Consider the following 12,943-nt stretch of genomic DNA (forward strand, 5'->3'; position numbering starts at 1 on the left):
TTCACCAGGCGAGCCGCCAGCTCGACGGATCCGGCGCCGGCGGCTGCTCCGCGCCCAGCACGCCGGGCTCCAGGAAGTCGGCCAGCACGTCGTCGCGCAGCGCGATGAAGCGCGGATCGCTGCGGTGGCGCGGGTGCGGCAGGTCCACGTCGACGATGCGGCGGATGCGGCCCGGATGCGGCTGCATCACGACCACCTGGTTCGCGAGGAACACGGCCTCCTCCACGTCGTGCGTGACCAGCAGCATGGTGATGCGCTCGGCCTGCCAGATGCGCTGCAGTTCGTTCTGCAGCCGCGCGCGTGTCAGCGCATCGAGCGCGCCGAAGGGCTCGTCGAGCAGCAGCACGCGCGGCCGGTTCACGAGGCCGCGCGCAATCGCCACGCGCTGCGCCATGCCGCCCGAGATCTGGTGCGGAAAGGACTGCTCGAAGCCCTGCAGGCCGACCAGCGCCACATGCTCGGCCACGCGCTCGCGCTTCTCGGCCGGCGTGAGCGGCGCGTTGCGCAGACCCACGGCGATGTTCTGCTCCACGTTGAGCCAGGGGAACAACCGGTGGTCCTGGAACACGATGCCTCGCTCGGGACCGGTGCCTGCGATGGGTTGGCCGCCCAGCGTGATGCGGCCCTCGTACTGGTCCTCCAGGCCCAGCACCAGCCGCAGCAGCGTGGACTTGCCGCAGCCGCTGGCGCCCACGATGCTCACGAAGCGCCCGGCCGGCACGTGCAGGTCGATGTTGTCCAGCACCTGCAGTTCGCCGCCAGCGGCCTGGGTGCTCGCGTAGCGCTTGCCCAGGGCCCGGATGCGCAGTTCGTTCTCGGCAGCGGCCACAGCATTCATGAGGATCGTCCCAACCAACGCGCCAGCCGGCGCTCCAACCAACGGGCGGAGGCGTTCATCGCCCAGCCCACGCCACCGATGACCACCATGCCGAACAGCACGAGGTCCATGCGGAAGTGCTCGCTGCCCTCGATCAGCGTGTTGGCTATGCCCTTGCCGGCCACCAGCAGGTATTCCGCGCCGATGGTGGCCAGCCAGGAATAGATCAGCGCGAGGTAGACGCCCGTGAAGATGGCCGGCAGCGCCGAGGGCAGCACCACCTGCGTGACGGTCTGCCAGCGCGTGAAGCCGTAGACGCGCGCCACCTCCAGCAGCGCCTTGGGCGTGGTGCGGATGCCGTCGCAGGTGTTGACCACCACGGGCACCAGCGCGGCCAGCGACAGGAACACCACCTTGGCCACGTCGCCCAGGCCGAACCAGACCGAGATCAGCGGGATCCAGGCGAACAGCGAGATCTGCTTGAAGGTGTTGAAGCTCGGGCCGATGAGGCGGTTGAAGAATGGCCATAGGCCGAGCAAGGCGCCCAGCACCAGACCGCCCAGCGTGCCGATCAGGAAGCCCGTGGCCTCGCGCGCCAGGCTGGCCGACAGCGCGCGCCAGAGCCGCCCGGTCTCGAGCTGCTCCCAGGCCGTGGCCAGCACCTTGCCCGGTGCCACCAGCAGGGCCGAGTTCACGAGCTCGAAGCGCGCGGCCAGCGACCACAGCACGATGGCGGCCACCGGCAGCACGAAGCCGCGCCAGCGGCCCGTCGCTTGCGGCTTGAGCGGCGCGAGCGTGGCGAGCTCGGCCCGTTCGGTCGCGACGCTCATGCCGTTCCCTTCACCCGGCGCTCGGCCCAGTCCAGCACACGGTCGATGGCATAGCCGATCGCGCCGACCACGATCACGGCCGCCATGACCTGGTCGAGCTGGAACAGCTGGCGGCCGTAGACGATCAGGTAGCCCAGGCCTTCGCTGGACGCGACCAGCTCGACCACCACCAGCGACAGCCAGGCCTTGGTGAAGCCCAGGCGCAGACCGGTGAACAGCGTGGGCACGGCGTGCGGCAGCACGATCTCCAGCACCTGCTGGCGCGGCGTGTAGCCATAGACGCGGCCGACCTCGCGCAAGGACGCAGGCGTCTGCCGGAAGCCCTGCAAGGTGTTGAGCGCCACCGGCACCAGCGCGGCCTTGGCGATCAGGATGTATTTCAGCGGCTCGCCGATGCCCACCAGCAGCAGCACGAAGGGCAGCCAGCCCAGCACCGGTATCTGCACGAGCGCGTTGAAGCTGGGCAAGAGGTAGGCCTCGGCGCTGCGCGACAGCCCCATGGCCGAGCCCAGCGCCAGCCCCAGCAGTGCGCCCGCCGCGAAGCCGACCAGCACGCGCTGCAGGCTGGCCGACACGTGCAGCCAGAGTTCGCCGCTCAAGGCCAGGTCGCGCAGCGTCTCCCAGACGAACTGCGGCGGCGGCAGCACCTGCGGCGAGATCCAACCCTGCGCCGCGCCCAGGAACCACAGGCCCAGCAGCGCGGCCGGCAGCAGCCAGGGCAACAGCGCATCGCCGCGGCGGCGGGCCGGCGCCTTGCGCGGCGCGGCCGCCGGCGTTGCGGCGCCAGCCGGCGCCGGCAACGAGGACGCGGCCAGCGCCCCACCCGTCAGCAGCGGCACGAAGGTCTGCTCGACGCCCATTCTTCAGCGCGCGGCCACCGAGGCGCTACCCGCAATGGGCTTGCCCTTGGCGTCGTAGGCGGTCCAGTGGTTCTCCAGACCCTGCTTCTTGAGCGCGGCCTGCAGGTACTTGGGCTCGAACCAGTCGTCCACGGTCACGCTGCGGCGGATCAGCTTGAGCTTGAGCGCGTCGTCGACGACGGCCTTGTAGCGCGCGCGCAGGAAGGCGTCGAGCAGCGGCGTGTTGCGCTCGGCCAGCGACTGGTTCTCGAACTCGGCCTGGTAGGAGGCGGCCGGCGTGCCGCTCTTGGCCCAGGTGGCGAACAGCTCGGTGCGGTTCTTCTCGTCCGAGGCCCACTTGGCGGCGCGCACGAACACGTCGACCACGCGCTGCACCTCGGCCGGGTGGGCCTTCTCGAACGCGCCGTGCACGAGCAGCGCGGCCTGGCGCGTGAAGGCCGGATCCTGGCCCTGGGTGGAGTAGACGATGCGGGCCAGGCCCTGGTCGCGCACCTTGAACCACTCGCTGCCGCCGAAGGCCGCGTCCACGCCGCTGGAGACCAGTGCGGCCTGGGCGCTGCCGGTGTCCAGGTTCACGCCCTTGATGTCGCGTTCGCTGAGGCCGTTGGCGGCCAGCACGTTGATCGCGACCAGGTGGCCGTTGGTGCCGCGGAAGATCGAGACCTTGCGGTCCTTCAGGTCCTTGATCGACTGGATGTCCGATTGGGGCGGCACCACCACGTAGAGGTTGTTGCGCGTGCCGCTGGCCAGCAGCAGCTTGGTGTCCAGGCCATTGGCGCGGCCCACCAGGGAGGGCAGGTCGCCCTGGTAGGCGAAGTCGATCTGCTTGTTCGACAGCGCCTCGTTGACGGCCGGGCCCGCGCCCTTGAAGAACAGCCATTCGATCTTGGTGCCGGAGCCTTTCAACTCCTCCTCCAGCCATTGCTGGTTGCGCGCCACGCCACCGGGTGAGCCGCCCCAGGTGACGGGGTCGCCGCCGCCGGCCGTGGCCACGCCGATGCGGATGACCTCGGGCGCGGCCTGGGCCGCGGTGAATGCGCCGAACAGCGCCAGTGCAGCGGCCCAGCCCTTGAAGACTTGCTTGGTTGAGAACATGCGGGATCCTTGGCGTCGGATTCAGGCGGCCAGGCCGAGCTGGCGGCCCACGGCGGTGCCGTCGAAGAAGTGCGGATTGGCCTCGGTGTAGAAGCGCAGCGGGTTGCCGAAGGTGAAGGCGCGGAAGTCCTGCGCCGAGATCACGCCCTGCTCCACGAGGTCCCAGGTCTCGGCCAGCGGCTCGGTGAACTCGGGCACGTCCCAGTGCCCCACGTCGGACGACCAGATCGCGTTGATCTTCACGCCGCCCGGGTGCACGCGGTGGTTGAACGCGGCGGCCACGGTGCGGTCGTCGGCCTCGGAGCCGAAGAAGAAGGGGTCGACCCAGCGCGCGCGGATGTCGTCCACGCTCTCGATGCCGGCCAGCGCGAAGTCGTCGATCTCGTCCGCGTTCGGCTCGCGGCTGTGCGGCAGCGCCGAGATCCCGAGGCTGTCGCGCACCAGGGTGGCCTTGTCCACGGCGCGGCCCTGCAGCAGATCGGCGCCGTGCTGGTCGAACAGCGCGGCCAGCAGGTCCACGTCGACGGCGGCCGGGTCGTAGTTGCGCACGGCATGGCGGTTGCGCTTCTCCCAGCGGTCCACGAGGTGCGTGAACACATGCGAGCCCCAGTCGGCCCCGCCTTCGAGCAGGCCCACGCGCAGGCCCGGGAAGCGCCGCGTGACGCCGCCGAAGAACAGCGCCTTGGCGAAGGCCTGCGAGCCATCGGCGAAGTGGCCGATGTGGTTGAACATGTAGTTGCTCGTGGAATGCCGGCCGGTCCAGCCCTGGCTGCCGTAGTGCGTGGTCACGGGCACGCCGAGTTCGACCACCTTGGCCCAGAACGGGTCGTAGTCGTGCGGGCTGTCGATGCCATAGAAGTCGATGTAGCCCACGTGTTTGGCGATCTCGGGATGCTCCCTGGCCGGGTACTTCTCGGCGATGGCCGGGATCGGCCGGCGCACGCCGCCCGGGATGTTGATGACCTTGAGCTTGAGGATGTTGACCGCGAATTCCAGCTCCTCGATGGCTTCCTTGGGGTTGTGCATCGGGATGCCGGCCACGGGCGTGAGCCGGTCGGCGTAGGCGCGGTACTGGTCGGCGTGGAAATGGTTCAGCGCGCGGTGCAGCGGCTGGCGGTACTCGCTGCCGGCTGCGGCCGGCGACAGCACGTCGTTGGGGAATAGCACGGAGTAGTCCGAGCCCTGCTCGGCCAGGCGCTCGTACAGCAGCGCCGGGATGGTGTAGGTGGCCAGGTCGTAGGTGTTGCGCGTGACGCGGGCCCACCAGGGCGCGCGCAGCGTGCGGTGGTGGGCGCGCTCCTCGGGGCTCTGCTGGTACCAGTCCTTGCCAGCGCCGTCGCGCGTGACGAAGCGTCCGCCCAGGGCCTTGCGCAGCGCATCGACCAGCTTGGGCCCGCCGTACTGGGCGATGTAGTCCTCCAGCACCGGCGCGTAGTCGTTCACGTGCACGTCGGTGTCGATGACAGGGTTTTCCAGCCGCGCCTTGACGGCGGCCGAACGCGAAGCCTTGGCGGGGTTCAGGCGGGTGTTCACGCGGGTGCTCCTTGGATGGAATCGGTGCTTCCATCTTCGAAGGCGTCCCGGCCTACAACAACGAAGGCTTTCGCATGTGCAAGCGTGCAGAACGGATAAGCCGTAAGCTGCCCGTCACCATGAGACAACTCCTTTTGCGCTGGAGCGCCCCGGTGCTGGCCGCCCTGCTCGCCGCCTGCGGCACCGTCCAAAGCCTGCAACCCGGCATGCCGCGGGCCGAGGTGCTGGCGCGCTGGGGCCAGCCCACGCGCGTGGTGCCGCTGGCCCAGGGCGAGCGGCTGCAGTACAGCTTTCAGCCGCAGGGCCAGGAAGTGGTGATGGTGGACATCGACGCCAGCGGCCGCGTGCTGCAGGCGCGCCAGGTGCTCAACGAGAACGACTTCGCGCGCATCCCGCTGGACGGCAGCTGGACCGAGGCGGACATCGGCCGCGAGTTCGGCCCGCCAGGCTCGGTGGGTGCGGTCGGGCGCTGGGATGGCCCGGTCTGGACCTACCGCTGGCGCGGCGGCATGGTGGACCAGATGTTCTACGTCTACTTCGATCCGGCCGGCCGCGTGCGGCGCACCGAGATCGGCATGGACCCGCGGCAGTTCCGCGACAAGCGCTGAGCGCCACGAACGCCGGCCAACCCGTGGAAAAAATGCTTGGCTGGCCTGAACAGTTGGCTAGCAAAAACGACCTTGGAGACCGAAGTCTCGGGTCGCCCCACGATGAAACCGGTGGGAGCGTCGCCGTTGGCTGCTGCACTCCCGATGGCACCACTGTACCTCAATTGAGAAGAACTCTCATTTGAAGCCCTGTTGCCGGTGCGGCCTTTGGCCACACCGGCCAGCGTGGCACTCAGGCGCCGCGGTCCCAGCCCCCGCCCAGCGCGCGCACCAGGCCCACGGTGGCCTGGTACTGGGCCGACTTGACCTGCAGCGCCTGGCGCCGGTTGCGCAGCTCGCTGCGGCGCGCGTCCAGCAGTTCGATCTGGCTCACGAGGCCGTTGCGGTAGCGCGTCTCCGACAGCGCCGACGCGCGTGCCGCCGCCGTCACGGCGCGGCCCTGGGCCTGCGACTGCTCGTCGAGCAGGCGCAGCGCGGCCAGCTGGTCCTCCACGTCGCGGAACGCGCCCAGCACCTGGGCGCGGTAGCCCGCAGCCGCCGCGTCCAGCTGCGCGGCCGCGTTCTGCAGGTTGGCCTCGCGGCGGCCGCCGTCGAAGATCGGCAGCGACAGCAAGGCGCCGATGCCCCACGAGCGTGCCGACCACTTGAACAGGTCACCCAGGTCGGTGGAGGCGAAGCCGCCCGAACCCGTCAGCGCGATGTCGGGGAACCAGGCCGTGCGCGCCACACCCACGCGGGCCTGGGCGGCCTGCAGGCTCAGCTGCGCGGCCGACACGTCGGGCCGGCGCGCGAGCACCGCGGACGGCACGCCGGCCGGAATGCGCGGCAGCGCACTGCGCCAATCCTGCGGCGCCAGCTGGAAGCTGGAAGCGGCCTCGCCGATCAGCACGGCCAGCGCATGCTCGAGTTCGGCACGGCGGCGGTCCAGCGCCAGCGCCTCGGCCTCGTTGGCCGCCACCTCGCTCTGCACGCGCACGAGGTCGAGTTCGGCCACGTCGCCGGCGTCGTAACGGCGCTGCGTCAGGCGCAGCGTGTCGTCGTAGGCGGCGACGGTCTGGCGCACCAATGCGCGCTCGTCGTCCAGCGCGCGCAGGCTTAGGTAGGTCTGCGCGGTCTCGGCCTGCACCATGAGGCGCGTGCTTTGCAGCAGCGCGGCACGTGCGTCGGCATCCAGGCCGGCCGCATCGCGGGCCTGGGCCAGGCGACCGAACAGGTCGAGCTCGTAGGAGAAGTTGGCCTTGGCCGTCAGCACGCTGGCCGGCCGGCTGCCCTGGGCCGTGTCGGCCCCCGCGCCGCGCTGGGCGCCGGCGCCGATGCCGATCTGGGGCGCGCGGTCGGCCTCGGCGTTGCGCAGCAGCGCACGCGCCTGGGCCAGCCGCGCGGCGGCCTCCTGCACGCTGGTGTTGCGCGCGGCGGCGCGTTCCACCAGGTCGTTGAGCACCGGGTCGTTGAAGCCCAGCCACCAGGCACCGCGCTCGGCCTGCTCGGCCGGTGCCACGGTGGTGAAGCGTGCGTCGCCCTCCTTGAAGGCGGTGGGCACGGCGGGCAGCGCATGCTCGGGCGGCGTGGCGGGCAAGGGCCCGCTGGCGCAGCCGGCCAGGATCAGCGCGGCCAGCAGGGGAGTGACGATGGCGTTCAGTCGCATGGTTCTTCTCCTCATTCGATCGGGTGGCGCGGTGCGGCGGGCACGGCGTGGGCACCGGCGCCACCGCCGTGGCCGGCATGGGGCGCGGGCAGCGAGGGCGCATGGATCTCGCCGTGCGAGACCAGCGGCCGGTTGCCGGCCAGGCGGCGCATCAGCACGTAGAACACCGGCGTCAGGAACAGGCCGAAGGCGGTCACGCCGATCATCCCGAAGAACACGGCCACGCCCATGGCGCTGCGCATCTCGGCACCGGCGCCCGAGGCCAGCACCAGGGGCAGCACGCCCATGACGAAGGCCAGCGAGGTCATCAGGATGGGGCGCAGCCGCAGCCGGCTGGCCTCGATGGCGGCTTGCACGGGGGTGCGGCCGGCCAGCTCCAGCTCGCGGGCGAACTCCACGATCAGGATGGCGTTCTTGGCACTGAGGCCGACGAGCACCATGAGCCCGATCTGCGTGAACACGTTGTTGTCGCCGTCCGTGAGCCACACGCCCGTCATCGCGGCCAGCAGGCCCATGGGCACGATCAGCACGATGGCGGCCGGCAGGGTCAGGCTCTCGTACTGCGCAGCCAGCACCAGGAACACCAGCAGGATGGCGATCGGGAAGATGAACAGCGCGGAATTGCCGGCCAGGATCTCCTGGTAGGTCAGCTCGGTCCATTCGAAGCCCACGCCGGGCGGCAGCGTCTCCTTGGCGATGCGCTCGATCGCGTCCTGCGCCTGGCCCGAGGAATAGCCGGCCGCGGCCGCGCCGTTGATGTCGGCCGACAGGAAGCCGTTGTAGCGCATCGCGCGCTCCGGGCCGGCGCCCTGCTGCACCTTCATGAGCGCCGACAGCGGCACCATCTCGCCCGTGGCCGAGCGCACCTTCAAGAGGCCGATGTCCTCGGCACGCGCCCGGTAGGCCGCGTCGGCCTGCACGCGCACCGTGTAGGTGCGGCCGAACTTGTTGAAGTCGTTCACGTACAGCGAACCCAGGTAGACCTGCATGGTCTCGAACACGTCGGTCACGCGCACGCCGAGCTGGCGCGCCTTGGTGCGGTCGATGTCGGCGTACAGCTGCGGCACGTTGACCTGCCAGCTCGTGAACATGCCTTGCAGCTCGGGCGTCTGGTAGGCCTTGGCCATGAAGGCTTTGACCGCCTTGTCCATCTCGGCGTAGCCGAGCGCGCCGCGGTCCTGCAGCTGCAGCTTGAAGCCGCCCGTGGTTCCGAGGCCCGACACCGGCGGCGGCGGGAACATCACGATGAAGGCGTCCTGGATCTGCGAGAACTCCGCGTTGAGCTGCTGCGCCACGGCACCGCCGCTCTGGTCGGCGTTCTTGCGCTGGTCGAAGGGCTTGAGCATGGCGAACGCGATGCCCGCGTTCGAGCTGTTCGTGAAGCCGTTGATCGACAGGCCAGGGAAGGCCAGCGAGCCCTCGATGTTGGGGTTCTTCTTCATGATGTCGCCCATGCGGCGGATCACGGCGTCGGTGCGGTCCAGCGTGGCGCCGTCGGGCAGCTGCGCGAAGCCGATCAGGTACTGTTTGTCCTGCATGGGCACGAAGCCCGAGGGCACGGCCTTGAACAGGCCGAAGGTCAGCCCGACCAGCACCAGGTAGACCAGCATCATGAGGCTCTTGCGCTTGAGCACGCCGCCGACACCGCCGCTGTAGGCGTCGCTGCCGCGCTGGAACACGCGGTTGAAGCCGCGGAACAGCCAGCCGAACGCCTTGTCCATGCCGCGCGTGAGCGCGTCCTTGGGGGCGTCATGGCCGCGCAGCAGCATGGCCGCCAGTGCCGGCGACAGCGTCAGCGAGTTGACGGCCGAGATCACGGTGGAGATCGCGATCGTCACGGCGAACTGCTTGTAGAACTGGCCCGTGAGACCGCTCATGAAGGCCAGCGGCACGAACACCGCCACCAGCACCAGCGCAATCGCGATGATGGGGCCGGACACTTCGCGCATGGCCTGGTAGGTGGCCTCGCGCGGCGACAGGCCGGCCTCGATGTTGCGTTCCACGTTCTCCACGACCACGATGGCGTCGTCCACCACGATGCCGATGGCCAGCACCAGGCCGAACAGCGACAGCGCATTGATCGAGAAGCCCAGCAGGTGCAGCACCGCGAAGGTGCCGACCACCGACACCGGCACGGCCAGCAGCGGAATGATGGACGCGCGCCAGGTCTGCAGGAACAGGATCACGACCAGCACCACGAGCAGCACGGCCTCCAGCAGCGTGTGCACCACCGATTCGATGGAGGCGCGCACGAACTGCGTGGGGTCGTAGGCGATGCGGTACTCCACGCCCTCGGGCATGGACTTGGCCAGCTCGTCCATGGTCTTGCGCACGGCGGCCGAGATCTGCAGCGCGTTGGAGCCGGGGGACTGGAACACGCCCGTGCCCACGGCCTGGTCGTTGTCCAGCAGCGAGCGCAGCGCGTAGTCGGCCGCGCCGAGCTCGATGCGGGCGATGTCGCGCAGGCGCACGACGGCGCCGTCGCTGCCGGTCTTGACGATGATGTCGCCGAACTCCTCTTCGGTCTGCAGCCGGCCCTGGGCGTTCACCGAGAGCTGCACGTCCACGCCCGCCAGGCCCGGCGAGGCGCCCACCACGCCGGCCGCGGCCTGCACGTTCTGGCCGCGGATGGCCTCCACCACGTCGCTGGCCGACAGGCCGCGCTGGGCCACCTTCTGCGGATCCAGCCAGACGCGCATGGCGTACTCGCCGCCGCCCCAGGTCTGCACCTGGCCCACGCCCTCGATGCGGGCGAGCCGGTCCTTGACGTTGAGCAGCACGTAGTTGCGCAGGTAGTTCGCGTCGTAGCGGCCGTTGGGCGAGACCAGGTGCACCACCATGGTCAGGTCCGGCGAGCTCTTGACCGTGGTGATGCCCTGGCGGCGCACCTCCTCGGGCAGCCGCGCCTCGGCCTGGGCCACGCGGTTCTGCACCAGCTGCTGGGCCTTGTCGGGGTCGGTGCCCAGGCGGAAGGTGACGGTCAGCGTCATCAGGCCGTCGGTGGTGGCCTGGCTGCTCATGTAGAGCATGCCTTCGACGCCGTTGATCTGCTCCTCGATCGGCGTGGCCACGGTCTCGGCGATCACGGTGGGGCTGGCACCCGGGTAGCGCGCGTTCACCACGATCTGCGGCGGCACGACCTCGGGGTATTCGGAGATCGGCAGCACGCGCATGGCGATGAGGCCGGACAGGAAGATCAGCACCGACAGCACGCCCGCAAAGATCGGGCGGTCGATGAAGAATTTGGACAGGTTCATGGCGGAGTTCCCCCCTGCCACCGGCGCGCAGGGCGCCGGCTGGCATGGTTGTTCTGGAATGGGCTGGGTGCTAGATCAGGACTTGGGGGCCGCTGCGCTGTCGGCCTTGGCCTGCTGGGTGGCGGCGTCCATGGCCACCTCCTGCGGTGCGACCAGCATGCCCGGCCGCACGCGCTGCAGGCCGTTGACGACCACGCGTTCGCCCGGGTTCAGGCCCGAGGTCACGATGCGCAGGCCGCCGGTGTGGGCACCCAGCGTGACGGCCCGCCACTGCGCCTTGTTCTCGGCGTCGACCACGATCACGAACTTCTTGTCCTGGTCGGTGCCGACCGCGCGCTCGCTGACCAGCAGCGCGGCATTGCTCTTGGGCTGGCCCAGGCGCAGGCGGGCGAACTGCCCCGGGATCAGGCTGCCGTCCTTGTTGTCGAACTGGGCCCGCACGCGCACCGTGCCGCTGCGCACGTCGACCTGGTTGTCGATCCACTGCAGCCGGCCTTGCAGGGGGGTGTCCTCCTGCGCCGTCGTGCCCATCTGCACCGGGATGCGGTCCAGCTGGTTGCGGTTGGCGCCGGCGACGATCTGCTCGTCGGCATCGAAGCTCGCGTAGATCGGGCTGACCGAGACCAGCGTGGTCAGCACCGGCGCGCCGGGGCCGGCCGACACCAGGTTGCCGACCGTGATCTCGACCTTGCCGACGCGGCCGGCGACCGGCGCGCGCACCTGGGTCCACGACAGGTTCAGCTTCGCCGACTGCAGCGCGGCCTGGGCCGCACGCAGGTTGGCCTCGGCCTCGCGCAGCGCGTTGGCGCGCTCGTCGTGCTCGCGCTGGGCGATGGCGCGTTCGTCCAGCAGGCGCGTGGCGCGGTCGAGTTCGCTTCGGGTGAAGGACTGGCGGGCCTGTGCGGCGACCACCTGGGCCTCGGCCCGCTCGACCTCGGCCGCGTAGGGTGCGGGGTCGATGGTCACGAGCAGATCGCCCTTGCCGACCAGCGCGCCTTCGCGGAAGTGCACCGACTGCACGGTGCCGGCGACGCGCGAGCGCAGGTCCACGCGGTCCACGGCCTCCAGGCGGCCGGAGAACTCGTTCCAGGTCGCCACCTCGCGCTCGGCGACGGTCGCCACCGTGACCGGCGTGGCCTGGGGTGCGGCCGGCAGCGCGTCGGCATGCACCTGGGGCGACTGCAGCATGAAGCCCACGCCGGCGACGGCCATGGCCAGCACCAGCGCGGTGCCCACGGCGAGCAGGCGGTTGCGCCGCGGGCGGCGCGTGGAATACGGATCGGCGAACGGATCGTTGGTCGGATCGGACATGGTGACTCCCTCGAACAAAAAAACGAGAAAACAAAAGCCCCCCGGCTGTTCTGGGGCAGCCGGCTCAGGCGGATCGGAAAACAAGCCCCAGCCCGCGGCTGGGGCGCAACGCTATTCGGCGCTCTTCTTCGCGGGCAGGTGGGCCGCGAAGAAGCTCTGCAGACGCGGCCGCACCACGGCGGCGCACGCGCACTCCATGGGCTCACTGGCCAGCAAGGTGTTGGGCCAGCCCGTGGCCGGGGTCAGCATCTCGAACTCCACGGCCACGCCGGCGGCGCGCAGCTTCTCGGCATAGGCCCGGGCTTCGTCGCGCATCGGGTCGTCGCTGGAGGTCAGCACCAGCGTGGGCGCGATGCCGGCCAGCCGCAGGGAGCCGCCCGGCACGGCATAGGGATGGGTGGCGTCCTGCGGGCAGCGCAGGTAGTTGCGCCAGCCTTCGGCCCACTTCCCCTGCGTCTCGGTGCAGTTGAATTCGCGCACCGAGGCCATGCCCGTGCACGGGTCCAGCATGGGCGAGACCAGCACCTGGCCGGCCAGCGCCGGGTGGGCGCGGTCGCGTGCGATCAGCGCGGTGGCCGCGGCCAGGTTGCCGCCGGCTTCCTCGCCGGCCAGGAACACGGGGGCGCCGGTGCCGGCCAGCTTGCTGCGCTGCTTGAAGGCCCACTCGAGCACGCCGTAGCCCACGTCCAGCGCCTGCGGGAACGGGTGGGCCGGCGCCAGCGGGTAGGCGATGGAGACGACGACGGCGCCGGCCTCGGCCAGCATGCTGGCCAGCTTGACGCCGCAGTCCAGGCCACCGGCCGTGAAGGCGCCGCCGTGGTAGTGCACCACGAGCGGGGCCACCTGGCCACGCTTCTTGTCGCCGTAGATCCGGGTCGGCACGGGCGCCAGGCCCTTGAGCTCGACCACGGTCTCGCGCCAGCTCGCAAAGCCGTTGCCCTGCGGGGCAGCGGTGGTCGACAAGGTGGCGGTGGCGGCGGACATGGC

At 70.4% G+C, this 12,943-nt stretch carries 10 protein-coding genes; 1 reads left to right on the forward strand and 9 read right to left on the reverse strand.

The features are described 5' to 3' along the window. Nucleotide 1 precedes the first annotated feature (1 nt). From IE209_RS07610 to IE209_RS07630, 5 genes are read right to left on the reverse strand one after another with little or no spacing between them, the layout of a single operon-like run. Nucleotides 2-838: an ABC transporter ATP-binding protein gene (locus IE209_RS07610; RefSeq protein WP_189686347.1), complete on the reverse strand. Its 837-nt coding sequence runs from the start codon at nucleotides 836-838 to the stop codon at nucleotides 2-4. Beyond that, nucleotides 835-1,647, reverse strand: a complete 813-nt coding sequence (locus IE209_RS07615; RefSeq protein ID WP_189686348.1) for an ABC transporter permease — start codon at nucleotides 1,645-1,647, stop codon at nucleotides 835-837. The genes IE209_RS07610 and IE209_RS07615 overlap by 4 nt, the downstream gene beginning before the upstream one ends. After that, nucleotides 1,644-2,507: an ABC transporter permease gene (locus IE209_RS07620; RefSeq protein ID WP_189686349.1), complete on the reverse strand. Its 864-nt coding sequence runs from the start codon at nucleotides 2,505-2,507 to the stop codon at nucleotides 1,644-1,646. The genes IE209_RS07615 and IE209_RS07620 overlap by 4 nt, the downstream gene beginning before the upstream one ends. 3 nt (nucleotides 2,508-2,510) lie before the next feature. Then, nucleotides 2,511-3,602 (reverse strand): ABC transporter substrate-binding protein, encoded by a 1,092-nt coding sequence (locus tag IE209_RS07625; RefSeq protein ID WP_189686350.1) that lies wholly within the window; start codon nucleotides 3,600-3,602, stop codon nucleotides 2,511-2,513. Between the two features lie 21 nt (nucleotides 3,603-3,623). After that, a complete protein-coding gene (locus tag IE209_RS07630; RefSeq protein ID WP_189686351.1) occupies nucleotides 3,624-5,135 on the reverse strand; it encodes an amidohydrolase family protein in 1,512 nt (503 codons plus the stop codon). 119 nt (nucleotides 5,136-5,254) lie between these two features. Between IE209_RS07630 and IE209_RS07635 the strand changes: the two genes are divergently transcribed. Further along, nucleotides 5,255-5,743, forward strand: a complete 489-nt coding sequence (locus IE209_RS07635; RefSeq protein WP_189686352.1) for a hypothetical protein — start codon at nucleotides 5,255-5,257, stop codon at nucleotides 5,741-5,743. Nucleotides 5,744-5,975: 232 nt separating this feature from the next. On the opposite strand, the gene IE209_RS07640 is transcribed toward IE209_RS07635, so the two are convergent. The 4 genes from IE209_RS07640 to IE209_RS07655 all read right to left on the reverse strand — a co-directional run bounded on the left by IE209_RS07640 (nucleotide 5,976) and on the right by IE209_RS07655 (nucleotide 12,940). Beyond that, nucleotides 5,976-7,388, reverse strand: coding sequence for an efflux transporter outer membrane subunit (locus IE209_RS07640; RefSeq protein WP_189686353.1), 1,413 nt, complete (start codon nucleotides 7,386-7,388; stop codon nucleotides 5,976-5,978). 11 nt (nucleotides 7,389-7,399) lie between these two features. Further along, nucleotides 7,400-10,645, reverse strand: a complete 3,246-nt coding sequence (locus IE209_RS07645) for an efflux RND transporter permease subunit (protein ID WP_189686354.1) — start codon at nucleotides 10,643-10,645, stop codon at nucleotides 7,400-7,402. Nucleotides 10,646-10,720: 75 nt separating this feature from the next. Beyond that, complete coding sequence (locus IE209_RS07650) at nucleotides 10,721-11,956, reverse strand: efflux RND transporter periplasmic adaptor subunit (RefSeq protein ID WP_189686355.1); 1,236 nt, start codon at nucleotides 11,954-11,956, stop codon at nucleotides 10,721-10,723. Between the two features lie 111 nt (nucleotides 11,957-12,067). Further along, entirely contained in the window at nucleotides 12,068-12,940 is an 873-nt protein-coding gene (locus IE209_RS07655; protein WP_189686356.1) for an alpha/beta hydrolase, read from the reverse strand. Nucleotides 12,941-12,943: the final 3 nt, after the last annotated feature.

Origin of the sequence: Pseudorhodoferax aquiterrae (assembly GCF_014652235.1) — a bacterium.
GTDB lineage: Bacteria > Pseudomonadota > Gammaproteobacteria > Burkholderiales > Burkholderiaceae_C > Pseudorhodoferax > Pseudorhodoferax aquiterrae.

Bases quoted from the DNA above. Each gene is read 5' to 3' on its own strand.
- IE209_RS07610 (WP_189686347.1), bottom strand. From the start codon at position 838: ATGAATGCTGTGGCCGCTGCCGAGAACGAACTGCGCATCCGGGCCCTG.
- IE209_RS07615 (WP_189686348.1), bottom strand. From the start codon at position 1,647: ATGAGCGTCGCGACCGAACGGGCCGAGCTCGCCACGCTCGCGCCGCTC.
- IE209_RS07620 (WP_189686349.1), bottom strand. From the start codon at position 2,507: ATGGGCGTCGAGCAGACCTTCGTGCCGCTGCTGACGGGTGGGGCGCTG.
- IE209_RS07625 (WP_189686350.1), bottom strand. From the start codon at position 3,602: ATGTTCTCAACCAAGCAAGTCTTCAAGGGCTGGGCCGCTGCACTGGCG.
- IE209_RS07635 (WP_189686352.1), top strand. From the start codon at position 5,255: ATGAGACAACTCCTTTTGCGCTGGAGCGCCCCGGTGCTGGCCGCCCTG.
- IE209_RS07640 (WP_189686353.1), bottom strand. From the start codon at position 7,388: ATGCGACTGAACGCCATCGTCACTCCCCTGCTGGCCGCGCTGATCCTG.
- IE209_RS07645 (WP_189686354.1), bottom strand. From the start codon at position 10,645: ATGAACCTGTCCAAATTCTTCATCGACCGCCCGATCTTTGCGGGCGTG.
- IE209_RS07650 (WP_189686355.1), bottom strand. From the start codon at position 11,956: ATGTCCGATCCGACCAACGATCCGTTCGCCGATCCGTATTCCACGCGC.
- IE209_RS07655 (WP_189686356.1), bottom strand. From the start codon at position 12,940: ATGTCCGCCGCCACCGCCACCTTGTCGACCACCGCTGCCCCGCAGGGC.